This window comes from Streptomyces sp. NPDC057697, assembly GCF_042799335.1.
GTDB lineage: Bacteria > Actinomycetota > Actinomycetes > Streptomycetales > Streptomycetaceae > Streptomyces.
In genome coordinates this window covers 43,886-68,780 of record NZ_JBHVJA010000022.1, presented here as the reverse complement: position 1 = coordinate 68,780, position 24,895 = coordinate 43,886, and the positions used below count along the sequence as shown (strand labels likewise).

Annotated in this window: 23 protein-coding genes; 15 read left to right on the top strand and 8 right to left on the bottom strand. The window is 72.0% G+C overall.

The genetic code is table 11. The annotated features are described in order from the left end of the window. Positions 1-106 precede the first annotated feature (106 nt). Entirely contained in the window at positions 107-697 is a 591-nt protein-coding gene (locus ACFVFH_RS34495; RefSeq protein WP_383776511.1) for a TetR/AcrR family transcriptional regulator, read from the bottom strand. A gap of 115 nt (positions 698-812) precedes the next feature. Between ACFVFH_RS34495 and ACFVFH_RS34490 the strand changes: the two genes are divergently transcribed. Both ACFVFH_RS34490 and ACFVFH_RS34485 read left to right on the top strand, forming a co-directional pair. After that, a complete protein-coding gene (locus ACFVFH_RS34490) occupies positions 813-1,937 on the top strand; it encodes an ABC transporter permease (RefSeq protein ID WP_383776508.1) in 1,125 nt (374 codons plus the stop codon). Next, the gene (locus tag ACFVFH_RS34485) at positions 1,934-2,626 is read left to right on the top strand and encodes an ATP-binding cassette domain-containing protein (protein WP_383776505.1); all 693 of its coding nucleotides are present in this window, start codon (positions 1,934-1,936) and stop codon (positions 2,624-2,626) included. The genes ACFVFH_RS34490 and ACFVFH_RS34485 overlap by 4 nt, the downstream gene beginning before the upstream one ends. Before the next feature lie 34 nt (positions 2,627-2,660). On the opposite strand, the gene ACFVFH_RS34480 is transcribed toward ACFVFH_RS34485, so the two are convergent. From ACFVFH_RS34480 to ACFVFH_RS34465, 4 genes are all read right to left on the bottom strand, one after another. Further along, complete coding sequence (locus ACFVFH_RS34480; RefSeq protein WP_383776502.1) at positions 2,661-3,848, bottom strand: FAD-dependent monooxygenase; 1,188 nt, start codon at positions 3,846-3,848, stop codon at positions 2,661-2,663. Between the two features lie 112 nt (positions 3,849-3,960). Continuing rightward, complete coding sequence (locus tag ACFVFH_RS34475) at positions 3,961-5,418, bottom strand: exo-alpha-sialidase (RefSeq protein ID WP_383776560.1); 1,458 nt, start codon at positions 5,416-5,418, stop codon at positions 3,961-3,963. 252 nt (positions 5,419-5,670) lie between these two features. Continuing rightward, positions 5,671-6,675: an acetylxylan esterase gene (locus ACFVFH_RS34470; RefSeq protein WP_383776500.1), complete on the bottom strand. Its 1,005-nt coding sequence runs from the start codon at positions 6,673-6,675 to the stop codon at positions 5,671-5,673. A gap of 181 nt (positions 6,676-6,856) precedes the next feature. Continuing rightward, entirely contained in the window at positions 6,857-7,588 is a 732-nt protein-coding gene (locus ACFVFH_RS34465; protein ID WP_383776497.1) for a FadR/GntR family transcriptional regulator, read from the bottom strand. Positions 7,589-7,772: 184 nt separating this feature from the next. Between ACFVFH_RS34465 and ACFVFH_RS34460 the strand changes: the two genes are divergently transcribed. From ACFVFH_RS34460 to ACFVFH_RS34440, 5 genes are all read left to right on the top strand, one after another. Continuing rightward, on the top strand, positions 7,773-9,368 hold the full coding sequence (locus ACFVFH_RS34460) for an ABC transporter substrate-binding protein (RefSeq protein WP_383776494.1): 1,596 nt from the start codon (positions 7,773-7,775) through the stop codon (positions 9,366-9,368). Positions 9,369-9,517: 149 nt separating this feature from the next. Continuing rightward, complete coding sequence (locus tag ACFVFH_RS34455; protein ID WP_383776492.1) at positions 9,518-10,468, top strand: ABC transporter permease; 951 nt, start codon at positions 9,518-9,520, stop codon at positions 10,466-10,468. A 1-nt stretch (position 10,469) separates the two neighbouring features. Next, a complete protein-coding gene (locus tag ACFVFH_RS34450; RefSeq protein ID WP_383776489.1) occupies positions 10,470-12,440 on the top strand; it encodes a dipeptide/oligopeptide/nickel ABC transporter permease/ATP-binding protein in 1,971 nt (656 codons plus the stop codon). Then, entirely contained in the window at positions 12,437-13,426 is a 990-nt protein-coding gene (locus tag ACFVFH_RS34445) for an oligopeptide/dipeptide ABC transporter ATP-binding protein (protein ID WP_383776487.1), read from the top strand. Before ACFVFH_RS34450 ends, ACFVFH_RS34445 begins: the two co-directional genes overlap by 4 nt. Next, positions 13,423-14,358: a dihydrodipicolinate synthase family protein gene (locus ACFVFH_RS34440; RefSeq protein WP_383776484.1), complete on the top strand. Its 936-nt coding sequence runs from the start codon at positions 13,423-13,425 to the stop codon at positions 14,356-14,358. Before ACFVFH_RS34445 ends, ACFVFH_RS34440 begins: the two co-directional genes overlap by 4 nt. Before the next feature lie 97 nt (positions 14,359-14,455). Here the strand turns inward: ACFVFH_RS34440 and ACFVFH_RS34435 are convergent, their stop codons facing one another. Then, the gene (locus tag ACFVFH_RS34435) at positions 14,456-15,268 is read right to left on the bottom strand and encodes a chaplin (RefSeq protein ID WP_383776482.1); all 813 of its coding nucleotides are present in this window, start codon (positions 15,266-15,268) and stop codon (positions 14,456-14,458) included. A gap of 527 nt (positions 15,269-15,795) precedes the next feature. Between ACFVFH_RS34435 and ACFVFH_RS34430 the strand changes: the two genes are divergently transcribed. From ACFVFH_RS34430 to ACFVFH_RS34405, 6 genes are all read left to right on the top strand, one after another. Next, positions 15,796-16,197, top strand: a complete 402-nt coding sequence (locus tag ACFVFH_RS34430) for a rodlin (RefSeq protein WP_383776480.1) — start codon at positions 15,796-15,798, stop codon at positions 16,195-16,197. Between the two features lie 304 nt (positions 16,198-16,501). Next, a complete protein-coding gene (locus tag ACFVFH_RS34425) occupies positions 16,502-16,735 on the top strand; it encodes a chaplin (protein WP_383776478.1) in 234 nt (77 codons plus the stop codon). Between the two features lie 249 nt (positions 16,736-16,984). After that, positions 16,985-17,275 (top strand): hypothetical protein, encoded by a 291-nt coding sequence (locus ACFVFH_RS34420; protein ID WP_383776476.1) that lies wholly within the window; start codon positions 16,985-16,987, stop codon positions 17,273-17,275. A 187-nt stretch (positions 17,276-17,462) separates the two neighbouring features. Then, complete coding sequence (locus ACFVFH_RS34415; protein WP_383776475.1) at positions 17,463-17,873, top strand: rodlin; 411 nt, start codon at positions 17,463-17,465, stop codon at positions 17,871-17,873. A gap of 263 nt (positions 17,874-18,136) precedes the next feature. Continuing rightward, positions 18,137-18,337, top strand: a complete 201-nt coding sequence (locus ACFVFH_RS34410) for a hypothetical protein (protein ID WP_383776472.1) — start codon at positions 18,137-18,139, stop codon at positions 18,335-18,337. A 119-nt stretch (positions 18,338-18,456) separates the two neighbouring features. Next, positions 18,457-18,867: a rodlin gene (locus ACFVFH_RS34405; protein WP_383776469.1), complete on the top strand. Its 411-nt coding sequence runs from the start codon at positions 18,457-18,459 to the stop codon at positions 18,865-18,867. Between the two features lie 148 nt (positions 18,868-19,015). Here the strand turns inward: ACFVFH_RS34405 and ACFVFH_RS34400 are convergent, their stop codons facing one another. Further along, positions 19,016-19,516 carry a DUF5949 family protein gene (locus ACFVFH_RS34400; RefSeq protein WP_383776467.1) on the bottom strand — a complete coding sequence of 167 codons (501 nt, stop codon included), beginning with the start codon at positions 19,514-19,516 and terminating at the stop codon, positions 19,016-19,018. Between the two features lie 389 nt (positions 19,517-19,905). Here ACFVFH_RS34400 and rsgA point away from each other — a divergent pair, with 389 nt between their 5' ends. Together rsgA and ACFVFH_RS34390 are read left to right on the top strand one after the other, a co-directional pair. Beyond that, complete coding sequence (rsgA, locus tag ACFVFH_RS34395) at positions 19,906-21,081, top strand: ribosome small subunit-dependent GTPase A (RefSeq protein ID WP_383776464.1); 1,176 nt, start codon at positions 19,906-19,908, stop codon at positions 21,079-21,081. Between the two features lie 103 nt (positions 21,082-21,184). Then, entirely contained in the window at positions 21,185-22,537 is a 1,353-nt protein-coding gene (locus tag ACFVFH_RS34390; RefSeq protein ID WP_383776557.1) for a DNA-3-methyladenine glycosylase 2 family protein, read from the top strand. 6 nt (positions 22,538-22,543) lie between these two features. On the opposite strand, the gene ACFVFH_RS34385 is transcribed toward ACFVFH_RS34390, so the two are convergent. Then, a complete protein-coding gene (locus ACFVFH_RS34385; protein ID WP_383776555.1) occupies positions 22,544-24,883 on the bottom strand; it encodes a glycoside hydrolase family 95-like protein in 2,340 nt (779 codons plus the stop codon). Positions 24,884-24,895: the final 12 nt, after the last annotated feature.

The window sequence follows — 24,895 nt, the reverse complement described above, 5'->3', positions numbered from 1 at the left end:
GGGAGGGAGCGGGGGACGCACTCGGGGAGGGGCGGGGGACGCACTCGGGAGGGGGCACGCTCGGGAGGGGCGGCGACACCCCCGGGGAAAGGGGATCCCCGTTCCCTCACCGTCCCGTTGGTGCCCCCGTGATCGCGGTGACCGCCATCCGTACCGCCCGGTCCGTCACCGCCGCCGGGTCGTCGCCGTTCTCGATCGCCGTCGTGGCCGCGTTGACGATGCCCTGGAGGAGGAGAGCCGTGCGCCGGGGGTCCTCCTCGCCCAGCTCGGTCAGCGCGCCGATCAGCGGGGTGAGCAGCTCCCGGTGGACCCGCGCCGCGCTCTCCCGTACCACCGTCGCGTCCCGTACCCCGGCCAGTGCCTGGGCGATCCGGTGCTCCCCGCCGCGTACCAGCTCCAGCTGGGACGATACATAGGCGGCGATCTTCTCCTCGGCCGTACCGGCCGCCGACATCCCGGTCCGGATGGCGTCCGTCCAGCGGGGCATCGCCTCCTCGACGACCGCCGCGAGCAGTTCGGGGCGGCCGGGGAAGTACTTGTACACGCTGTTGCGGGCCAGGCCGGTGGCCCTGGCGACCGCGGTGAAGGTCACGGCCTCGGCGTCGCCGTCCTCCAGCAGCTCGCGCGCCGCCCGCACCAGGGCCAGTCGCTGCTGGGCGTGGTGCTCGGCGACCGTGGCGGCTCTGATCCTGGGCACCGGCCCAGTCTAGAAGCCCCCGGGTCCCCGTCGCCCCCACTTGGGGACGCGGCGTCCCCATCATCTATCTTGGCGACACACCGTCCCTAACATCGATCCACCGAAGGGAACCGCCGTGTTCCTCGCACTGCTGGAGCTGCGCGCCGCCCGAGGGCGCTTCCTGCTCATGGGGTCCGTCGTGGTGCTCGTCGCCGCACTCGTCGGCATCGTCTCCGGCTTCACCACCGGCCTGGGCGACGACACCGTCTCCGCGCTGCGCCGCCTGCCCGCCGCCCAGCTGGTCTTCTCCTCGGACGCCCGCTCCGACCAGTTCGCCCGCAGTCTGCTCGACGAGAGGACCGCCGCCGCCTGGCGCGCCGAGGCGGACACCGAAACGGCCCCGCTGGGCGTCTCCCTCACCCGGGGCACCACGGACCGCGGCGCCGAGGTCGATCTCGCCGCCTTCGGCGTGGAGCCCCGCTCCTTCCTCGCCCCCCGGGTCACCGGGGGCAGGGGCCTCACCGAAGCGGCGCCGGACAGCGTCGTCCTGTCCGCCGCACTCGCCGACGAGGGCGTACGCGTCGGCGACACCCTCGTCATCGACCGGCTCGGCATCGCGCTGCGCGTCACCGGGCTGACCGAGCGCTCCAGCTACGGCCATGTGCCCGTCGCCTACGTCCCGCTGAAGACCTGGCAGCGCATCCGCTTCAGCACCCCCGGCGCCCCGGCGTCCGCGACCGCCGTGGTCCCCGGCCAGTTCAGCGCCCTGGCCCTGCGCACCCCGCCGGCCCGGACCCCGGCCGCCACCCTCGACGCGCGGCACTCCACCACCACCCTCACCAAGGAGAAGGCGTACGAGGCGGCCCCCGGCTACACCGGCGAGCGGGTCACCATGACCTCGATCCAGGTGTTCCTGTATCTGATCGCCCCCCTGGTGGTCGGCGCCTTCTTCTCCGTGTGGACCGTGCAGCGGCAGCCCGAACTCGCCCTGCTGCGGGCGCTCGGCGCCTCCCGCCGGAGGCTGCTCGCCCACACCGTGCTCCAGGCCGCCCTGGTCGTCGTCCTCGGCACCGCGGCGGGCGCCGTGCTCGCCGGAGCGGTCGGGCTGCTGGTCGGCGAACGGGTGCCGTTCAGCCTGCCCGCCGCCACCCTCGCCGTCACCATGTGCACCGTCGCGGCCGTCGGCCTCGCGGGCACCGCACTGACCCTGCGCCGGGTCACCCGAGCCGACCCGCTGACCATGCTGGGAGCCAACCGATGAGCCTCGAACTGAGCGGCGTCACCGTCGCGTTCGGCCGCGCCGACGCCCGTACCACCGTCTTCGACGGCCTCGACGCCACCTTCGCACCCGGCGCGATGACGGCCCTCGTCGGACCGTCGGGATCCGGCAAGTCCACCCTGCTCGCCCTCGCGGGCGCCTTGCTGCGGCCCACCGCCGGGCAGGTCCTGCTGGACGGCGAGGACCTCGCCGGACTCTCCGACGCCCGGCGCGCCAGGACACGCAGGGAGCGGATCGGCTACATGTTCCAGAGCGGCAACCTGCTCTCCGGACCGACCGCCGTCGACCAGCTGCTCGCCGCCGTGTCCCTCCGCGGAGCGCGTCCCCGCGCGCACCGCTCACGCGCCGAGGAGGCCCTGGCCGCGGTGGGCCTGGGTCATCGCCTGCGCCACCGCCCCGAGGAGCTCTCCGGTGGTGAACGCCAGCGCGTCGCCCTGGCCCGCGCGCTCCTCCTCTCCCCGGGGCTGCTGCTGATCGACGAACCGACGGCGGCCGTCGACCGCTCGCAGGCGGGTGAACTGGCCGCGCTCCTGGCCGCACGCACCCACGAGGACGGCTGCGTCACCCTCGTGGCCACGCACGACCCGGCCGTGGCGGAGGCCGCCGACCGGGTCGTGGACATGGCGGAACTGACCGCCGACATGACCCGGCCCGCACCACCCGGCCGCTGAACCCGCCCGGGGCGCGGTCCGCGCCGACCGCCCGTCACCGCCGCCGCTGGACGCTGCCGTACAGATAGCTGTCGGTGCCGTCCAGCGCGGTGCGGCTCAGCGCGTCCACCTCGGCGGGCCCCATCGCGGGCCAGTCGGGGGTGTCCTCGACGAGCACCCGCCCCAGCCTGCGGCCCAGCGCGACCAGCCTCGCGCCCTCGGCGGAGCGCTCGTCGGCGTACCGGCGCAGGGCCCCGGCCGCCGAGGAGGACGCGCGCAACGACCGTTCCAGGCACAGCGCGTCCTGCAAGGCCTTGACCGCCCCGCTCGCGGTGTGCGGCCGGGTCACGCTCGCCGCGTCCCCGGCCAGCAGGAAGGGCGGCTCCGCCGTCCGGGGCACCACGAAGTCGGCGACCGGGTGGAGCGCCTGGGCGGTGTGCTCGCCCCGGGCGACGATCTCGGCCCACTCGGCGGGGAAGTGCTCCTCGGCGATGTGCCGCACGTACGCGGCGGAGACCGGGGCGCCGGGCGCCGTCGCGGTGTGCGGGGGAGAGGCATAGATCGCGTAGGCCAGCAGCCGGGAACCCCTGGCCGCCCCCGGGATCAGATAGAAGACGCCGTGCCCGCCCGGGAAGCCCAGGGTGACCCAGGCGCTCTCCAGCAGTTCCCGTTGCGCCGGGTGGTCCCGGAGCGCGGCGGCCGGGATCGTGCCCCGCCAGACCAGGTACCCGGCGGGAACCGGCCGTACCCCGGGCGCGACCCGCTCGCGGGTGACGGACCGGTGCCCGTCCGCCCCGACGACGATGTCGTACTCCCGCTCGCCGTCCGCGGTACGGATCAGGGCGCCGCCGGAGGGCGTACGGCCGACGGAGACGACGGGCAGCCCTCGGTGGTACGCGCCGCCCCCGGCGCGGGCGCGCAGCGCCCGCCACAGCAGACCCCAGTTGCACGGTGCCACCGGGGCCTGCTGCCGGGCCAGTTCACGCGCCGAGCGCCGCCCCGGTGTCCGAGCCAGCCAGACCCGGGTGGCGACCGGGGTCGTCGGCATGTCCGCGCCCAGGTATTCGCCCGCGACCAGTTCCCGGTGGAGCGGCGGCGGGATGACGATGCCGAACCCCCGGTCCTGCAAAGCGCCGTCGCTGCGCTCGTGGACGGTGACGTCCGCCCCCGCCCGCGCTCCCGCGATCGCCGCCGCGCAGCCGGCGATGCTGCCGCCGACCACTCCGATGCGTAAACCTGTCACCGCCACCGCGATACCACCTGTCCTGACGCTCCGTGAGGTGCTGACCGCCCCCATCGTCCCACCGGGTCCGGCGCGGGACGGGGAACACGCGGCCTCCCGGGGGCCGGGGCCGCTACGGAGTCACGGTCACCGTCGTGGAGCCGGACGCCTGCTTGTCGTTCGCCCGGTACGTGGCGGTCAGCGTGGCACTGCCCGAGGCGCCCGCCGCGACCGTCACGGGGACCTTCACATCGGCCCCCTGGCCCGGGGCGAGCGCGGGGACCGCCACCCGGCTCGTCGTCCATCCGGCGGGCACCGTGAGGTCCACCGTGCCCCGGTCGCGGCGGACGTCCATCCGGTTGACCACCCGCACCGTCACCTCCGCGGCCGTCCCGGCGGCGAGTGCCGCGGGCGGGGTGACGGTGATGTCGGCACAGGTGCCGCCGAGCCACTTCAGGTCGAAGGACGCGTAGGTGATGTGCTGGTAGTCGGCCCGCTCGTAGAGCAGTCCGAGGCGGCCGTCCGGCAGCCGGGTGAGCGTGGAGTAGGCCGCGGAGCCGGGGTCGACGACCTTGCGGATCGGCCAGGTCCTCCCGTTGTCGCAGGACATCTTCACCGTGAGGTTGCGCCGTGCCGAGGCGTCCTCCGTGTTGCTGAACAACAGCCACGACGACTGCGGGTCGGAGGGCGCGGCGTCGGGCGCGTACCGCATCACCGAGGCGTTGTTGGCCGGGTCGGTGAGCCGGGTGTCGCGGGTGAACGGGGTGTAGGTGACCCCGCCGTCGGAGGAGTACGCGACCGTCCGGTACGGCGCGGAGCGGTTGTTGAGCATCACCCGGCCGTCCGACAGCTCCACCGTTTTGTTCTCGTCGCCGCCGGGACCGACCGGGTTGCCCATCTTCCAGGTCTCGCCGTGGTCGTCGCTGTAGGCGCTTGCCGCGTAGTTGGCGCCGTCGACGCGGACGGCGTACTGCTGGATCAGCCGTCCCGCGTACGGGCCCCGGCGCAGCTGGATGCCCTCGCCGGAGGCGGCGAACATGCCCGCCCAGGCGGGGTTCTTGATCTGCCGGGTGATCCGGCGGTGGGTCCAGGTCACCCCGTCGTCGTCGGAGTAGCTGTAGTCGGCCTGCACGATGTCCGGGTCGCTCTCGTCGTTGCCGGTGCCCGAGCCGAGGAAGCCCTGGTTCACCGAGGCCGCGTAGAAGAGGAAGATCCGGCCGGTGGTGCGGTCCACGAGCAGGCTCGGATCGCCGTAGCCCTTGGGCGCGGCGTCCTTGCGGACCACCTGCTGCGGCTGCCATGTCACACCTTTGTCGGTGCTGCGGCGCAGCACGACGGAGATGTTGCTCGGCAGGTCGCCGAGGGTCGGGCGGGCGTCGTAGGCCGCGAGTACGGTGCCCTTGACCGTGGTGGTGAGTGCCGGGATGCGGTAGTGGGGCGAGCCCACCCCGTCGACCGTCAGGTCCTGCGAGCTCAACTGCCCGGGGGCGGGGGCGGGGGCGGGGGCGGGGGCGGCGGCGTGCGCGGTGCCGGTCGCGTTCACCACCAGGAGGGCGGCGCCGAGCAGGGCGACGGAGACTTTTCGCTGCATGGACGATCTCTCTTCTCGGAAGGGGTGGTGCTTCTCGGAAGGGCGGGCCGGGGCGGGCGCGGGGCCGCGGGCCCGCACGAGCCGCTGCGGGACGCGCGGCGAGCAGCCCCGGCTGTCGGTGTCGAAGCCCCGCAGGTCCTTGGACATCTTCACGGCGAGGCGGTGGTACACGGGGGTGTCGTGGTCCAGGAGCGGGCCGCTGCCCGCGGCGGCGAGGAGGAGGGATCGTCCGCGCGCGGAAGGCGCCTCCGGTCAGAAGCGGCCGGCCCGCCCCGACGGCGGGCCCGCGAACAGGGAACGCACCCAGGCCAGTTGCTCCCGCTGGTGATACGCCGCACCGCCCTCGTGCCCGTTGAACTCGTAGACGCGTACGTCCTTGGGGCCCGCGTAGTGGTGGTACGCGGTGAAGCAGGTGGAGGGCGGGCAGATCTCGTCCATCATCGCGATCGAGAACAGCGCGGGAGCGGTCGCCCGGGTGGCGAGCAGCGCGGCATCGAAGTACGACAGGGTGCGGAAGACCGTTTCGGCGCGGTCGCGGTGGAGCTTCAGGTACTCGGCGATCTCGGTGTACGGCGGCCGGCCCGAAATCTCCGCGCCCCGGCGAAAGTTGCAGAGGAACGGCACGTCCGGCAGCACGCCCGCCAGCCCCGGCACCAGCCCCGACACGGCCAGAGCGATGCCGCCGCCCTGGCTGACCCCGGTCACCACGATCCGGTCCGGATCGACCGCCGGATGCGCGCGCATCGCCTCGACGCAGCGCACGGCGTCGGTGAACACCCGCCGGTAGTAGTACGTTTCCGGGCTCTCGATGCCCCGGGTGAGGAAGCCGGGCACGGTACCGGCCGCGCCGGGATCCGTATCGGCGGTGGAACCGCCCGCCGCCGACCAGCCCTGGCCGCGGGTGTCCATGACCAGGTGCGCGTGACCGGCGGTCGCCCAGAGCGGATTCTCGTGCGCGAGGCCCCGCCCCCGCCCGTAGCCGAGGAACTCGACCACGCAGCCGAGGGGTCGGTCGGCCCCGGCGGGCAGGTGCAGCCAGCCGCGGACCGGCCGTCCGGCGAAGCCGGGCACCGTCACATCGTACGTACGGATCTGGGTGAGTCCGGTGTCCACGGGTGCGAACACCGGCTCGGGCACCGGGCCCCCGGCGGGCGCCTCGCTCAGGGTGCTCGACCAGAAGGCGTCGAAGCCGTCCGGGACCGGCAGTCCGGGCCGGTACGCACGGCAGTCCGCGAGCGAGAGGTCCGTCAACGGCATGGAGGTGCCCTCCTGGGGTGAACCGGGGTGTGAGGACCGGGCATCGAGACAGAAGACGTCAGATGTCCTGGCGGCACACGGACCCTAGGCAGCGCTCGCGGCGGCAGTCAAGGGCCCCGTCGGTCCGGGTTCCGTTCCGGCGGGGCCCGGCTCCCTCTCCCCCCAGGGGCGGGCGGCGGCGTCAGCTCCGGGCGCCGTCGCGGGCGCGGGCCTCGGAGATCCGGCGCCTGACCGGGGCGTAGTGCTCGCCCAGCGCCTTCATGAAGCCGGTGATGTCCCCGGCCCGTGCCGCGTCCACGATGTTCTGGTGGGCGGCGATCGTCTCCATCTCGTCGGCGTGCGTGAACCCGTCGAGATGCGGCGCGACGATCGAGTACACGTCCCAGAAGGCCATCGAGAGCTGGCCGATCAGCTCATTGCCGAGCGGCGCCACCAGCAGCGCGTGGAACGCCCGGTCCGCCTCCACGAAGCCGTTCCCGTCCTGGGCGCCGGTCCTGCGCATCGTGGTGACCAGGCCGTCCAGTGCGTCGAGCTGCTCCCTGCTGAGCAGCGAGACGATCCGGTCGGCCATGCCGCGCTCGAAGAGCTCGCGTACGTCGACGAGGTCGGCCATCACCTGGAAGTCGTCGTCGGGGGAGAGCAGTCCACGGAAGGTCAGGCTCTCCACCAGGGCCGACAGGCTCAGCCGGCCCACGTACGTGCCGTGGCCGTGGCGCACCTCCACGATGTCCAGCGCGTCGAGGATCTTGACCGCCTCGCGGACGCTGGAGCGGCTGGCGCCGAGCGCCTCGCACAGGGCCGGCTCGGTGGGCAGCGGGTCCCCGGGGCGGAGCCGTTCTTCGAGGATGTAGCGCTTGATGCCCTCGACGACTTCCTGCCGGAGCAGCTGCCGGCCGGGCTTCGCACCGGACATGGGTGAACTCCCCACCTCTTGACCCCTCTCGATTGTCCAGCTACGTTCCCACGCTATCAAGGCATCAGACATCTGACGTCTGATGCTCAGGCCCTCGATCACCCGTGATCCCGCGTGCCACCCCCCACGTGTTCCCGCCTGTTCACCGCCCCCGCGTTCCACCTTCGACGTCCCTGGAGGACCCGTGCCCGAGCTGAGACCATCCGGTGTCGAGCGCCGCACCTTCCTGCGCATCACCGGCGCCATCGGCGCGGCAGCCGCCCTCACGGCAAGCCTCTCCGCCTGCGGCGGCCCGTCCTCGACCGCCGACGGCACGGCGGACCAGGGCAGCGGCAGCGGCCTGATCGAGGCCGGTCTCTCGTACCCCCTGTCGACCGGCTTCGACCCGATGATCACCTCGGGCGCGACTCCCTACGCCGCCAATATGCACATCTTCGAGGGCCTCGTGGATCTCGATCCGGCAACCCTCGTGGCCCGTCCCGCACTGGCCACCGAGATGCCGAAGAAGATCAACGCCACCACCTACCGGGCCACGCTCCGCACGGGCGCGACCTTCCACGACGGGTCCCCGGTCACCGCCGACGACGTGGTGTTCAGCTTCGAACGCATCCTGGACCCCGAGAACGCCTCCCTCATGGCGCAGTTCGTCCCCTTCATCGACTCCGTGAAGGCCATCGGCACCGGCACCGTCGAGTTCAAGCTGAAGTACCCCTTCGCGCTCTTCCCGTCCCGCATCGCCGTCGCCCGGATCGTCCCGAGGAAGATCGTCGAACCGGACCCCAAGGCGTTCGACGCCAAGCCGGTCGGCTCGGGCCCGTACCGCTTCGTCGAGGCGACCCGCGAGGACAAGATCGTCTTCGAGGCGTACGACACGTACAACGGCCCGCACCCGGCCAAGGCCAAGAAGATGATCTGGCGGCTGATGTCCGACCAGTCGGCACGCGTCAGCGCCATGGAGTCCGGCCGGGTCCAGGCCATCGAGGACGTCCCCTACATCGACGTCAAGCGCCTCGCGGGCTCCTCGAAGACCGAATCCGTCCAGTCCTTCGGACTGCTCTTCCTGATGTTCAACACCGCCGACAAGCGGTTCGCCGACAAGCGCGTACGCCAGGCGCTGCACCACGCCCTGGACACCGAGAAGATCATCTCCACCGCCATGGTCGGCAACGCCGCGGCCGCCACCGGATACGTCCCCGCCACCCACCCCGACTACCACAAGGCCGCCACCGTCTACACGTACGACGTGGCGAAGGCCAGGCGACTCCTCGCCGACGCGGGCGTCGAGAAGCTCTCCTTCACCGTCCTCACCACCGACACCGGCTGGGTCAAGGACATCGCCCCGCTGCTCAAGGAGAGCTGGGAAGCCGCCGGCGTCGCGGTCACCCTGGACATCGCCCAGTCCCCGGCCCAGTACGCCAAGGTCGACAAGGGCGCCTTCGAGGTGCTGGTCGCCCCCGGCGACCCGTCCGTCTTCGGCAACGACGCCGACCTCCTGCTGCGCTGGTTCTACTACGGCTTCTGGCCCGAGAACCGCTACGGCTGGGGCGGCTCCGCGGCGTACAAGAAGGTCAGGCAGACCCTCGACAAGGCCGCCCGCGCCGCCGACGAGACCGAGCGCAAGAAGCTGTGGGGCGAGGTCACCGACCTGGTCGCCGACGAGGCCGTGCTCTACCCGATCCTCCACCGCAAGCTGCCCACGGCCTGGAACGAGAAGGCACTGCCCGGCTTCGAGCCGCTGCCCACCACCGGCCTCTCCTTCCTGGACGTCGGCCGCGCCTGATCCGAGCGCACCGGCCACCTGTGACATGTCACCGAACGCCGCGCCCCGGGCGGTGCGCCGGTCACATGTCACGGGCGGCCGACTGCCCGGCCCGGCACCCCGCCCCGGTGTCCCGGCCACCACCCCGCCCAACCGCAAGGAACCCGACGATGGTTGCTTTTCTCCGGCTCGCGCTGCGCCGCGTCGCGATGATGCCGGTGATGATCCTCGGCATCGCGCTGCTCGTCTTCGTGGTGCTCCAGTTCTCGCCGGCCGACCCGGCCTTCAACGCGCTCGGGGAGAGCGCCACCCCCGAGGCCCGAGCGGCCTTCGCCGAGGCCAACGGCCTCGACGACCCGCTCCCGGTCCGGTACTTCCACTTCCTCGGCCAACTGCTCCACTTCGACCTCGGGACGACCGTCCCGCCGAGTCGGCCCGTGGTCGACCGGATCACCGCCGCCTTCCCGCTCACCCTCCAGCTGACCCTGCTCGGACTGCTCCTCGCCATCGTGCCGGCCGTCCTGGCCGGAGTGATCGGCGCGATGCACCGGGACCGCTGGCCCGACCAGCTGTTCCGGGTGCTCTCCATGGCCGGGGTCGCCATCCCGTCCTTCTGGCTCGGTGTGCTGCTCATCCAGCAGTTCGCGCTGAACACCCGGATCTTCCCGACCGGCGGCTACACCAACCCGGCCGACTCCTTCAGCGGCTGGCTCACCACCATGACCCTGCCCGCGATCTCGCTCGCGCTCCCGGTCTCCGCCTCCCTCGCCCGGCTCGTACGGACCTCGATGGTCGCCGAACTCGACCGCGACTACGTACGCACCGCCCGAGGCAACGGACTCCCGCCGCTGCTGGTGATCCGCTCTGTGCTCCGCAACGCACTCGTCACCCCGCTGACCGTGCTCGGCATCAAGGTCGGCTACATGCTCAGCGGCGCGGTCGTCATCGAAGCGATCTTCGACCTGCCCGGCATGGGCAAGCTCATCCTCGAAGGTGTCACCGGCGGCGACGTCGCCCTGGTCCAGGGCACCGTACTGACCATCGCCATCGCGTTCCTGGTGGTCAACGTCATCGTCGACCTGCTCCATCTGCTGGTCAACCCGCGCATCAGGACGGTGTGACATGTTCGCCACCGGCCGTCTGGCCAACAGACTGTCCCGACCGGGCATCGCGTTCCGCGCCCTCCCGGTCACCTCCCGCATCGCCCTCGGCGTCCTGACCGTCGTCGTGCTCGGCGCCGTACTCGCCCCGCTGTTCACCCAGGACCCGCTGACCACCGGCACCCCGGTCCAGGCCCCCGGCGGCGCCCACTGGTTCGGCACCGACCGGGCCGGCCGCGACGTCTTCGCCCGGGTCGTGCACGGCTCGCGCTACTCGCTGGTCATCGGCCTCGGCGCCACCGCGCTCGCCCTGGTCGCCGGAGCACTGCTCGGCTCGATCGCCGCCACCTCGCGCAGGCTCGTCGACGAGACCGTGATGCGGACCCTCGACATCGTGATGTCGTTCCCGCCGATCGCACTGGCCGCCGTCCTCGTCGCGGTCTTCGGCACCAGCCTCCCGGTGATCATCTTCACCATCGCCTTCGTCTACACCCCGTCACTGGCCCGCGTGGTCCGTGCCAACGTGCTGTCCCAGTACGGTGAGGACTACGTCGCCGCCGAGAAGGTCATCGGCGCCCGGCGCGGCTACATCGTGCTCCGCCACGTCGCCGTCAACTGCATGGCCCCGGTCATGGTGTTCGCCACCGTCATGGTCGCCGAGGCGATCATCTTCGAGGCCGGACTGTCCTTCATCGGCGCCGGAGTGCAGGACCCCGACCCCAGCTGGGGCAGCGTCCTCGCCTACGGCCGGCAGATCCTCCTCGCCGGCGGCTGGTGGGCCACCTTCTTCCCCGGCCTCGCCCTGCTGATCACCGTCCTCGCCCTCAACATCCTCTCCGAGGGACTCACCGACGCCTCCGCCGCACCCAGGAGCGCCAGGCCCGCCGCCGACCCCACCACGGCCACCACCACCCCCGACCCGGTCGAGGCCACCTCCACCGTCGACGTCGACGCCGCCCTCGCGAGGCTCGCCGAACGCGTCCACGCCACCGCACCGGCCATCACCCCGGTACGCGCCGACGCCGCCGAACTGCTCGTCGTACGGGACCTGTCGATCCGGTTCCCCGACCGCTACGGCCCGATCCCCGTGGTCGACTCGCTGCGCTTCACCGTCCACGAGGGCGAGACCCTCGGCCTGGTCGGCGAGTCCGGCTGCGGCAAGTCCATCACCAGCCTCGCCGTCATGGGCCTGCTCGCCCGCAACGCCGAGGTCGCAGGCGAGATCCTGTACCGCGGCCGCAACCTGCTGGAGCTCCCGCCGAAGGAACGCCGTGCCCTGATGGGCCCGGAGATCGCGATGGTCTACCAGGACGCGCTCTCCTCCCTCAACCCCTCCGTCCTCGTCGGCACCCAGCTGAAGCAACTCACCTCCCGCGGCGGCACGAAGACCCCGGCCGAACTGCTGGAACTCGTCGGCCTCGCCCCCGAACGCACCCTGCGCAGCTACCCCCACGAGCTCTCCGGCGGCCAGCGCCAGCGCGTCCTGATCGCCATGGCTCTCTCCCGGGACCCCCGCCTGCTCATCGCCGACGAACCCACGACCGCCCTCGACGTCACCGTCCAGGCCCAGGTCGTGGAACTCCTCGTGAAGCTGCGCGACGAACTCGGCTTCGCCATGGTCCTCGTCTCGCACGACCTCGCCCTCGTCGGCGACCTCTCGCACCGGGTCGCCGTGATGTACGCCGGCCGCCTCGCCGAGATCGGCGCCACCCGCTCCGTACTCACCGGCCCCACCCACCACTACAGCCGCGGCCTGCTCGGCTCGGTCGTCTCCCTGGAGGCCGGCGCCGACCGGCTGTACCAGATCCGCGGCATCGTCCCCGCCCCGCAGGGCTTCGGCGCGGGCTGCCGCTTCGCCTCCCGCTGCGACGCGGCCACCGACCTGTGCCGCACCACCGCACCCGGACTCACCGCACGCGACACCGCCGACGACCACGGCTTCGCCTGCCACCACCCCGCGAAGGCCGCACAACTCGAAGGGAGCCCCCGGTGATCAGGCTCGACGGCGTCCACGTACGCCACAGGGCACGCAGCGGCGGCGTCTTCCGCCGGGACGCCGTGCACGCCCTGACCGATGCCACCCTGGAGGTCGCGCGCGGCGAGATCGTCGGCCTGGTCGGCGAGTCCGGCTGCGGCAAGTCCACCCTGGCCCGGGTGCTGACCGGCCTCCAGAAGCCCACCGAAGGCCGGGTCGAGTTCCACGGCCGCGACCTCTGGTCGATGTCCGCGGCGCAGCGCCGTGACGACTTCGGCTCCGCGGTCGGCGTCGTCTTCCAGGACCCCTCCACCGCGCTCAACCCCCGGCTCACCGTCCGGCAGATCCTCCGCGACCCGCTCGACGTGCACAGGCGCGGCACCCGCGAGGCGCGTGAGGCACGGGTCGAGGAACTCCTCGACCTGGTCGGACTGCCCGGACACACCCTCGCCGCGCTCCCCGGCCGGCTCTCCGGCGGCCAGCGCCAGCGCGTCGCCATCGCCCGCGCCCTGGCCCTGGAACCGGAACTGATCGTCGCCGACGAACCGACCTCCGCCCTCGACGTCTCGGTCCGCGCCCAGGTCCTCAACCTCCTGGTCGACCTGCGGGAACGCCTGGGCCTCGGCATGGTGTTCATCTCGCACGACATCCAGACGGTGCGCTACCTCGCCGACCGCCTCGCCGTCCTCTACCTCGGCCGGATCGTCGAGGAGGGGCGGGCGGCCGAGGTGGCGGGCGCCCCCGCGCACCCGTACACCGAGGCGCTGCTCTCCGCGACCCCGTCCCTGCTGGAGACCACCGAACGCATCGTGCTCACCGGGCCCGTCCCCTCGGCCACCAACCCGCCGTCCGGCTGCCCGTTCCGTACCCGCTGCTGGAAGGCCGACGACGCCTGCGCCACGGTCTTCCCCGCCCCGGAAACCGGTCCGGACGGGCACCGCCGGCACTGCGTCCACCCCCAGAGCCCCGCCTCTCCCGTACCGTCCGCAAGGAGCACCGCATGACCGCCCGCACCCCCCGCCACACCGGAGTGATCCCGCCCGTCGTCACCCCGCTCACGGCGGACGGCGCGATCGACCACGCCTCCCTGGAGCGGGTCGTGGGCCATCTGCTCGACGGCGGAGTCAGCGGCCTGTTCGCCCTCGGCAGCTCGGGCGAGACCGCCTATCTGACGCCCGCCCGGCAGGACGAGGTCATCAAGGTCATCACGGCCGCCACCGCCGGCCGGGTCCCGGTACTCGTCGGCGCGATCGAGACCACCACCGGCCGGGCGATCGAGCGGGCCCGTGCCGCGGAACGGCTCGGCGCCGACGCCGTCGTCGTCACCGCCCCCTTCTACACCCGCACGCACCCCACCGAGATCGACCGCCACTTCCGCGACATCGCCGCCGCGCTGGACCTGCCGGTCCTGGCGTACGACGTCCCGGTCTGCGTACACAGCAAACTCGACCCGGAACTTCTGCTGCCGCTCGCCGCGGACGGCGTACTGGCCGGGGTGAAGGACTCCAGCGGCGACGACGGCGCGTTCCGCCGACTGGCCATCGGGGCCCGGGAACTCCCGGAGTTCTCCGTACTCACCGGGCACGAACTGGTGGTCGACGCGATGATGCTCGGCGGTGCCGACGGCTCGGTCCCCGGGCTCGGCAATGTGGACCCGCACGGATACGTGCGCCTCCACGAGGCGGCGGTGCGGGGCGACTGGGCCGCCGCCAGGGCCGAACAGGACCGCCTGGTGGCGCTCTTCGACATCGTCGGGGCGGCCCGGCCCGGCACGGCGTCCGCCACCGCCGCGGGCCTCGGCGCCTTCAAGACGGCGCTCATGCTGCGCGGGATCATCGCGACGAACACGATGAGCGCGCCGATGCGCGCCCTGGACGCGGCCGAGACCGCGGAGATCGCGGCCTGCCTGGACCGCGCGGGGCTCACCCGGGTCTGAACCGGCCCGGATCAGCGGACAGCGGTCCGTCGTCATGGCCGAGGCCGTGACGACGGACCGCTGTGTGCCGTGCTGCGCTAGCTGTCGGCGGAGCCGATCAGCTCTTGGAGGCGCGGGTACGGCGGACCAGCAGGGCTCCACCGAGCACCATGGCCGCGGCGGCCCCACCGGCCACACCCAGGTTGGCGTCGGCACCGGTGTGTGCCAGCTGCGGCTTGTGGTGGTGGTGATGGTGGTGCGTGGCCGGCGTGGGGTGGTTCGGCGGCGTGTGGTGGACGGGCGGCGTGTGGTGGGTGGGCGGCTTGTGGTGCGGGGGAGGGCAGTCGGGCGTGTGGTGGTGCGTCGGCGGCTTGTGGGTCGTCGGCGGCTTGTGCGGCGGGTGCACCGGCGGCTTGTGCGGCGGGTGCACCGGCGGCTTGTGCGGGGGGTGGACCGGCGGCTTGTGCGGCGGGTGCACCGGCGGCGGCGGGGTCTCGTGGCCACCGGACGCGTTGCCGCACTCGTTCCCGAACGCCGGGTTCAGCAGACCGACGACGTCGACGGTGTTGCCGCACGCGTTGACCGGCACGTCCACCGGAACCTGGATGAGGTTGCCGGAGAGCACGCCGGGGGAGCCCGCCGCGACGCCCTCGGCGCTCGCGCCCTGGCCGCCGCCGTCGCCCTGGCCGCCCACGTTCGCGCACTTGTTGCCGAACGCGGGGTTCAGCAGGCCGATCACGTCGACGGTGTTGCCGCACACATTGACCGGTACGTGCACCGGCACCTGGACGGTGTTGCCCGAGCCGACGCCGGGCGATCCGACGGCCGCGCCGTCGGCGGAGGCATCCGCGAACGCGTAGCCACCGGCGGCGGTCAGGATCCCTGACGCCGCCGCCATCACCAGCACGCTCTTACTCAAGGCTTTTCGCATTGATTGCCCCTTCTTAGGACAGTCCGTGCGAGCAGGAGCTCGCAGTTCGTTCATCAGGCCGGTTCGGAGGCCGCCGGGGGGCCACCCCGGCGGTGCCCGTGCATGACGCGGCAAGCGGCGGTTACGGAAATCGCAGAGACCACCAGGACGCGTTCTTCATGTGATGAGTCCTGCTTCTGCCGGTCAAGCGCCCGAACTGCACGCTTGTGACACCCATAACGAGGAGGATTTGTTCAGGAAACTCATCGGGTCGTGGAAATTTTGTGATCACTCGAATGGAGTATGTGAACAGATCGCCCGGTCCATATCGCAGCAGGTATGGGCGTTCGATTGCGCCGGTGGAAAAGGGGCCGCCGGGAGGCGTATCCGGCCGGACGGCCCGATGCCCCCGGCCCGCGTCCGACGTGCCGTTTCGTACTGCCGTTCGCGCATTTTCGGCATTCGGGTGAATGGAGAGAACCAAACGCCCGGTCATGAGTTGGGCAGGGCGCTCCGGTACGGGGCATCCAGTACGAGAAGGGTTAATCGTGATCAAGAAGGTTCTGGCGACGGGTGCCGTTGCCGCCTCCATCCTCGGTCTGGGCGCGACGCAGGCCATGGCCATCGGCGACGACGGCGGTACGACCTCGGTCAACGGCAACGGAGCCTCTCAGTCGTTCGGCAACGCCGAGACCCGTGGTGACGGCAGCCCGCAGTTCGGTCTGGTCCAGGGCAGCCTGAACAAGCCGTGCATCGGCCTGCCGGCCAAGGCCAACGTCGGCTCGCTCATCGGCCTGATCCCGGTCGCGGTCCAGGACATCAACGTGCTGTCCTCGCCGCAGAACCAGCAGTGCACCGAGAACTCCACCCAGGCCAAGGGCGACGAGCCGCTGTCGCACATCCTGGACGACATCCCGGTGCTCTCCGGCAACGGTGCCGGCAACAGCTGATCCGCAGCCGATCCAGCTGTAACGACAGGCCCGGACCGCCGGCGTTCCTCCTCCGCGCGGTTCGGGCCTGTTGCTGCCGTATCCCGACATAGGTACATCGCATTGTCGGAGAACCTCTCCGGTGACGTCGAGTGATCGATGCTGCATCATTCGGGCGATCTTTTGAAGATCTTCAGCTGGAAGAGTTTCACCTACGGTCTTAAATCGTTACGAATTACTGTGGCGGAGTTACGGGTGTCATGACCGCACTCGTGCGGCACGAAAGACGTGGCCGCTTCGCACTCCGCCGAAGAAAGGGAACAAAGTGAAGTACACCAAGGTTGCCGCCATTGCCGCCGGAACCCTGATGGCGATGGGTGCCGCCGCGCCCGCGTTCGCCGACTCCGGTGCCGAGGGCGTCGCCGCCAACTCCCCGGGCGTCCTGTCCGGCAACGTCATCCAGGTCCCGATCCACATTCCGATCAACCTGTGTGGCAACACCGTCAACGTGATCGGCCTGCTCAACCCGGCCTTCGGCAACACCTGCGCCAACGTCTGACCTCCGGTCGGACGGGCCCAGGGCCCGTGACGGGAAGGCCCCGGAACGCATTTCGACGCGTTCCGGGGCCTTCCCCGTTTCCCCCGGCATTCGATCGGGTGGTCGCGCAGAAAAACCGGCCCCGTCCAGTTGCCCTGTCGCAACCGCATCGTTACCCAGGGCGGAAGCGGCAGAAGGCACGGCTAAAGAAGGCTCGTGCGGCGCGGGTACGCGACCGAAACAGATGCCGCTGCAGAAGGGAACCCGAAAGTGAAGTACGCGAAGACTGCCGCATTCGTTGCCGGTTCCGTGGTTGCTCTCGGAACGGCTGCTCCCGCCTTCGCCGTCACCAACGCCACGGCCCCCAACTTCAGCCTCAACGGGGGCCTCAACCAGGTGGTGGAGAGCGCCCCGCGGGCCGTCGACCCGGTCGTCGGCACGGTCGACGGAGCGGCGAAGTCGGTGCAGAAGAACGGCACCGTCACCAAGCTGGCCGACCAGGCCACCGGTGCGGTCAAGGGCGCGGCCCCGCTCATCGGCGGCCTGCCGCTCGGCCGCTGACCCATCGCGTCACGGCGGTTCCCCGCTGATTTCCCGGGCTTTCGCATTCCTCCGGTGCGATGAATTCAGCGAACAACTGAACGTAAAAGCACCGTTCGAGTGAACCGGCACAACCATCCCCGTTGTCGTGAGTTGATCAGGACGCTCCGGACAGGCGGGCAATAGAGAACCCCAGAAGGGCTATTTCATGATCAAGAAGATTATGGCCTCGGCAGCCGTCGCTGCTTCGATCGTCGGCGTCTCCGCCGCGATCGCCCCGCAGGCCATGGCCGTCGGCAACGACGGTGGCACGACGTCGGTCAACGGCAACGACGCCATCCAGTCGTACGGCAACTCCTCCACCCACGGCAACATGAGCCCGCAGTTCGCCCTCATCCAGGGCTCGCTCAACAAGCCCTGCATCGCGCTGCCGGCCAAGGCCAACGTCGGTTCGCTGCTCGGGGCCATCCCGGTCTCGGTCCAGGACCTGAACGTGCTGTCCTCGCCGCAGAACCAGCAGTGCACCGAGAACTCCACCCAGGCCAAGGGCGACGAGCCGCTGTCGCACATCCTGGACAGCATCCCGGTCCTGTCGGGCAACGGCGTCGCCAACAACTGACGCCACACCGCTCCGGGCGCTCCTCGCCGGTTGTCCTGACCGGCACGGGAGCGTGCCGCGGGCAGCTTCGCACCCGCCTGCACGCGGTACCCGCAACGCCCGTGGGGCCGGCACATCCACACGGCAGCCGTTCTTCGGCCGCCCGGATGGGCCGGCCCCACTCGTGTGTCCGGGGGTACCGCGGCGCTCGAAGGGGCGGGCGGACTGGGCCGGTTGCCGTAGTGCCTGCGGACGTCGTACGCCGCACCGGGTAGGGGCCTTGCATGGACCAGTACGACAGTCAACGCCCCCGCGACCGACAGCGGCACGCACAGGACGGCACACCCATCTACGACCGGCTGCTCGCCGAGTGGCGGGCGGCCCACGGCAGTCCGGAGCCCGCGCCGCCCGCCCCGGCCGAACGGCCGTGCGCGGCAGGCAGGGTTCCCGCGGCCCGCACCTCCGGCGAGGCTGTCGAAGGGTGATCGGGAGCGATCGAACTCATGCCGGATCGAACCCGTTTGAGTGGTAGTGCGGAACCGACGCTTCCGTAGCGGGTTGATCAGTACGTTCCAGAACGGGACGCTCCGAAAGGTGAAGCGTGATGAAGAAGATGATGGCCGGCGCAGCAGTGGCCGTGTCCCTGGTCGGCCTGTCCGCCGCAGCGGCCCCCGCGGCCATGGCGATCGGCAACGACGGGGGCACCACGTCGGTCAACGGCAACGGCGCCGTGGACGCGTTCGGCAACAGCGTGACCCGGGGCGACGGCAGCCCGCAGGTCCAGCTTGTCCAGGGCACCCTGAACAAGGCCTGCGTCGGCCTGCCCCTCAAGGCCAACGTCGGTTCGCTGGTCGGCCTGCTGGTGCCGGTCGCGGTCCAGGACGTCGACGTGCTGTCCTCGCCGCAGAACCAGCAGTGCGCCGACAACTCCACCCAGGCCAAGGGCGACGAGCCGCTGTCGCACCTCGTGGACGACATCCCGGTGCTCTCGGGCAACGGCATCGCCAACGACTGACGTCGTTGAGGTGCGGGCCGTCCGGGGTTCCGCCCCGGGCGGCCCGCACCGCACAGCACGACCCGGGGCCTTCGCGCCCCAGGGCTCCACGTATGAGGATGCCCACCGCGCCACGGGGGGCGGTGGGCATCCGGCGTACCTGGGCGGCTCAGCCCAGGCTGCGGACCGGCAGGACGCAGTGGGCGGCGGTGGTGATGACCTCCGGGTCGGCCGCGAAGGACCGCAACAGCTCCTCGCTCACCGGCCGGCCGGGCGTTCCCTGCGGCCACGGGCGGGTGGCGAACATCGCGTGCACCTCGCTCCTGGCTCCGGCCGCGGCCAGCCACTCGGGCGGCGCCGGGTACTGCGCGGTGAAGTGGGGCAGCGTCAGGACCGCCTGGCCCGCCTGGACGAGCAGCTTCACCGGGAGGCCCGGGTTCTCGGAGGCGTACACCGGAGCGGTGCCGACCGGCAGGCCCGCGCGTTCCAGGGCCACGCGCATGGCGGCCTCACCGGCCGCGGGGCCGTCCGAGCCGTCCCCCAGCGAGTAGGCGAGGAGGAAGGCGACGTCCTGGCCGTCGGCGGGGTGTTCGCCGCTCCATCCGATCAGGGTGATCGTGCCCAACTGGGCTTGGGTGAACGTGCCGGAAGCGGTCTGGGGAGAGGTCATGCTCGGCACCATAACGGCCCTGAACCGGTCGTTGCGCATACGTATCACCTGATCGAGGGAGATACCGGGATATCTCTGGTGAACGCGTCCGGGAGCGGCTTCGGACGGGGTAGGTGAGGGGCGGTGTCCGGTGGCCCCGATGAAAATGCGTTGAGCGCGCCGGCCCGTGCGGGCTATCGTGTCCACTGTTCCGGACCGCGGGGATCAACCCCCGCCGTCGGTCCCGTGCTTGAACCAGGAGGTGAGGATCGTGATGGCTGTCACTGCGATGGGCGCTGCCCATAACCCGAAGAGCATCGTTCCCACCCCCGTGGTCGCCGGCTGACCTACTCCGTAACTCCTCGCGCCCGTGTGCGCGTTGCCGGGGCCACCCCTTTGAAGGGTTTCCCTTGTCTTTCCCGTCTTCTTCGTTCTCCGCTTCTTCTCTTCAGGGCTCCTCCGCGTCGCATCCCCTGTCCCCGTACGGCTGGGACGAGGGATGGGAGGCCGCGTTCGCACCGTACGCCGAGCAGGGCCTGTTGCCCGGACGGGTGGTGCGGGTGGACCGCGGGCAGTGCGACGTCGTCACCCCGCGCGGCACGCTCCGGGCCGACACCGCCTTCGTCGTCCCGCGCGATCCGATGCGGATCGTCTGCACGGGCGACTGGGTCGCGGTCGACCCCGACGGCGACCCGCAGTTCGTCAGGACGCTGCTGCCGCGGCGTACCGCCTTCGTCCGCTCGACGTCCTCGCAGCGCTCCGAGGGACAGGTGCTCGCCACCAACGTCGACCACATCGTCATCTGCCTCTCCCTCGCGGTGGAGTTCGACCTGGGGCGGGTGGAGCGGTTCCTGGCGCTCGCCATGTCCAGCTCCAGCGGCGACGCGCTGCTGCGGGACGGCGGGCAGGGCGGCGACGGCGCCGCCGAGCCGATCGTGGTGCTGACCAAGTCCGATCTCGTACCGGACGCCGCGACGCTGTCCTACCTGGTACGGGACATCGAGGGCGTTGCGCCCGGTGTGCAGGTGCTGGCCGTCAGCTCCGCCACCGGGGAGGGCGTCGACATCTTCTCCGCCGTCGTGTCCGGCGGTACGAGCGTGCTGCTCGGGGCGTCCGGTGCGGGCAAGTCGACCCTCGCCAACACCCTGCTCGGCCGCGACGTGATGGAGGTGCGGGCCGCCCGGGACGTCGACGGCAAGGGCCGGCACACCACCACCACCCGCAATCTGCTGGTCCTGCCCTCCGGGGGCGTGCTGATCGACACCCCCGGGCTGCGCGGGGTGGGGCTCTGGGACGCGGAGACCGGCGTCGGCCAGGTCTTCTCCGAGATCGAGGAGCTGGCCGGGCAGTGCCGGTTCCACGACTGCGCCCATGAGACGGAGCCCGGCTGCGCGGTGCTCGCCGCGATCGAGGACGGTTCGCTGCACGAGCGGCGCCTCGACAGCTTCCGCAAGCTGATGCGCGAGAACCGGCGCATCGTCGCCAAGACCGACGCCCGGGTGCGGTCGGAGATGCTGCGCGACTGGAAGCGCAAGGGCGCCGAGGGCCGCGCCGCCATGGAGGCGAAGCGGGGCCGGGTGCGGTAGCCGGTGGCTCCCCGGCCGGGGGGCTGGCGGGGCCGTCGGCCGGGGGTCCGCGTCCGAAATCCGCCAGTGCGGTGCCGGTGGGTGCCGCACACTGGACGGTGTGATGGACGAACGGACCAGGTACGAGGCGGTGAGCAGCCGCGACGCCCGTTTCGACGGGGAGTTCTTCTTCGCCGTCGAGACGACCGGGATCTACTGCCGGCCGAGCTGCCCCGCCGTCACGCCCCAGCGGAAGAACGTCCGCTTCTACCCCACCGCGGCCGCCGCGCAGGGGCACGGCTTCCGGGCCTGCCGACGCTGCCGCCCGGACGCGGTGCCCGGCTCGGCGGACTGGAACGTCCGGGCCGATGTGGTGGGCCGCGCCGTGCGGATGATCGGCGACGGTGTGGTCGACCGGGAAGGCGTGCCCGGTCTGGCCCAGCGGCTGGGCTACAGCGCGCGCCAGGTACAGCGGCAGCTCAACGCCGAGCTGGGCGCGGGCCCGGTCGCGCTCGCCCGTGCCCAGCGGGCCCACACCGCCCGGGTGCTGCTCCAGACGACCGGGCTGCCCGTGACGGAGATCGCCTTCGCGTCGGGCTTCGCCAGTGTGCGCCAGTTCAACGACACGATCCGGCGGATCTACGCCCGTACGCCGAGTGCGCTGCGGGCCGAGGCCGGGACGGGACTGGGCACGCCCGTCCGGGAGGCGCGGGCCGCCGGGATCCCGCTGCGGCTCGCCCACCGGGGCCCGTACGCGGCCCGTGAGGTCTTCGATCTCCTGGCCGGTGAGGCGGTCGCCCGGATCGAGGAGGTCAGCGGTGCGGCGGGCGCGCGTACCTACCGGCGCACCCTGCGGCTTCCGTACGGTACGGGCATCGTCGCGGTCGACGAGCGGTCCGCCGGGGCCTGGCTGGACGCCCGGATCCACCTCACGGATCTGCGGGACCTCACGACCGCCGTCCAGCGGCTGCGGCGCCTCTTCGACCTGGACGCCGATCCGTACGCCGTCGACGAGCTGCTCGGCGCCGACCCGCTCCTCGCGCCGGGCGTCGCCGCGCGCCCCGGACTGCGTTCGCCGGGTGCCGCGGACCCGGAGGAGTTCGCCGTGCGGACGCTGGTGGGCCGGGACGCGGCGGAGCGGCTGGTGGAGGCGTACGGGAAGGTTCTGGACGTGCCGTGCGGAGGGCTGACGCATGTGTTCCCCGAGCCGGGGGCGCTGGCCGGTGCGGCGGAGGCTCCGGAGCTGCGGGCGCTGGCCGCGGCGCTGGCCGACGGCGAGGTACGGCTCGACGCCGGGGCCGACCGCGACGAGGCCGCGCGGGCGCTGCTGCGGCTGCCGGGGATCGGCCCGGCAGCCGCGGCGGTCATCAGGATGCGTGCGCTCGGTGACCCGGACGTGGATCCGGCCGGGCGGCCAAGCGCGGACCGGTGGCGGCCCTGGCGTTCGTACGGGGTGCGCCACCTGGAGCTGTTGTGACGGGGCTCAGGCCGGCAGGCCCCAGCGCGGCGCGGGTGCGTTCGGTGCCACCGGGCGGACGGTCAGGTCCGGGCGGTCGCCCCGCGCCGTGATCAGCGCCGACTCGCCCTTGCGGAGGCGGACGCGGACCGTGCCGTCGGCTCGCTCCTCGTGCTCCAGCGGCCGTCCGTGCCGGTCCCGGACCTCCACCGGGCCGTCGATGCCATGGCGTACGGCGCAGGGCGCCCCGGCCTCGCTGGTCAGCCGCACCCAGCGGGTCCGGCCCTCCTCGCGCACCGCGCTGAGCAGGAACGCGCCCTGGGTCCGGAAGTCGTGCACGGTCAGGTCCCGCCAGGCGGTGGGCAGGGCGGGGAAGACCCTGATCGTGCCGCCCCAGGACTGGCAGACCATGTCGTGCAGGGACTGGGCCGCCGAGAGCGGGGTCTCGATGACCGGACCGGACTCCTTGTACATGGTGTTCGCCTGGATGAAGCGGCTCATCAGCTGCCCGAGGTACTTCAGCGCGTCCTCGCCCTTGCCGAGCAGCGCGGACATCGACGCGGCGCCGGTGAAGGTGTAGCCCTGAAGGGCGCCCTCGAAGCCGACCCAGTGGGCCAGCGACTTCTCGATCAGGGCGCGTTCGTCGTCCGTCGCTCCCGTCAGCTCGTACAGCGGGTACACCGCGAGCAAGTGCGAGTAGTGGCGGTGCGACTGCGCGAAGGGCACCCCGGCGCCGATCATGAACCCGTTGGCGTCGACCGGGTACGGCGCGAGCCGGGCCAGGACCTCCTGCCAGCGAGCCGTCAGCGGGTCCCGGACGCCGAGCCGCGCGGCCGATTCCAGCAGTGTGCGGCAGCCCCAACGCAACAGCATCAGGTCGTAGTTGCAGTCGGGGGCGTTGACGCCGTACTCCGGGGAGAACGTCGCCGGGAGGTGCAGCCGGCCGTCCGCGCCGGGCGTCAGGAAGTGCAGGTAGTAGTTGACCGCCTTGCGCAGCAGCGGGAACAGCGTGTCGCGCAGGATCGACTCGTCCATGGTGTGCCGGTAGGAGAGCCACACGTTGTGCAGCGCCCAGGTCAGGTTGCCGACCTCGGGGGTGGGCGGGTCCTGGCCGGGGATGCCGACCCCGTAGCCGCCTTCGGACACCGAGGCGCCGTTGACCAGCCGGGGATCGGTGGTGCGGGGGATGCCCGCGGAATCGGCCCGGTAGGGGGCGGCGACCTCGCGCGAGAGCTGGTCCCGGAATTCGCTCAGGGCGCGGGTGACGGCGTCGAGTTCGAGGTGGTTGGAGCCGTGGATCAGCCAGTACTCCAGCTGGACGTTGAGGTTCCACCAGGTGTTGGGCCAGGGGGTGGGCTCCAGCCAGGGGCCGGAGGTGGCCATCACCGGGGCGTCCTTGCGGGCCGCCGACGCGGTCTTGTAGAGCTGGATCCAGTAGAAGCGCTGGAGCCGGGCATCGGGCAGGGACAGGAAGCTCTTGCGGTAGAACCGGTCCCACCAGGCGCGGTGGGGCGCGGCGAGCGGACCGTAGGGGAGCGCGGAGGCGGTGCGCACGGTGCGCAGCGCGCGGTCCAGGGCCTTCGCCGAGGGGTGGGAGTGCGCGACCGTGACGTACAGGGTGCGGCGGGGGCCCCTGGTGCGTTCGCGCCAGGCGGTGACGTGCCGGCCGCCCGCGAGCAGCGGCTGGACGGCGGCGGTGGTGTCGCCGTGCCGCTCGGTCACCGCGGGAGGGTTGCCGGTGTAGCCGTCCGGCAGGGGCTTGAAGGCGGCTCTCGGGCTGATCGCCTCGGCCGGGTGGAAGACCCAGCGAAAGCCCCGTTCGCCCTCGGTGGGGGTGACTTCGACGGTGAGCAGATCGCTGGTGGAGTGGACGAAGGCACGGAGCTCCAGGGTGCCCGCTGTGGTGGTGACGGTGCCTTCGAGCTGGGCGGTGTGCAGCCGCATCCACCATTCGACGCCCGTGATGGCGCCGACCGGTTCGAGAGTGAAGTGGCCGATGGGGAGGCGGGCGAGGCCGAAGAGCGAGCCGAATTCGGGGCGGTGGTCCTGGACCTCGGAGTGCTGGACGTTGAAGCGGATGGCCCGGGTGGTGGCGCCGGGCTCCGCGTAGATGCCGGAGCCGAGGCGGCCGTTGCCCAGGTACGGGCCCTCGTACCAGGTCTTCGGCAGCTTCTGCCAGAGCAGGTCGGCGTCGTCGAGGACGGTGCGCCAGCTGTCGCCGGGGGAGTGCACGGTGGTCGGTGCCGGGGCGGTGGGTCCCGGGGCGGCCGGGGTGGCCGCGCGCGCCGGGGCGGGGGTACCGGCCACGAGGGCGCCGCCGAGTGCGGTGCCGGTGGCGAGAACCGTTCGCCGGGAGGGCGACGGCAGGGAAGAGGACGG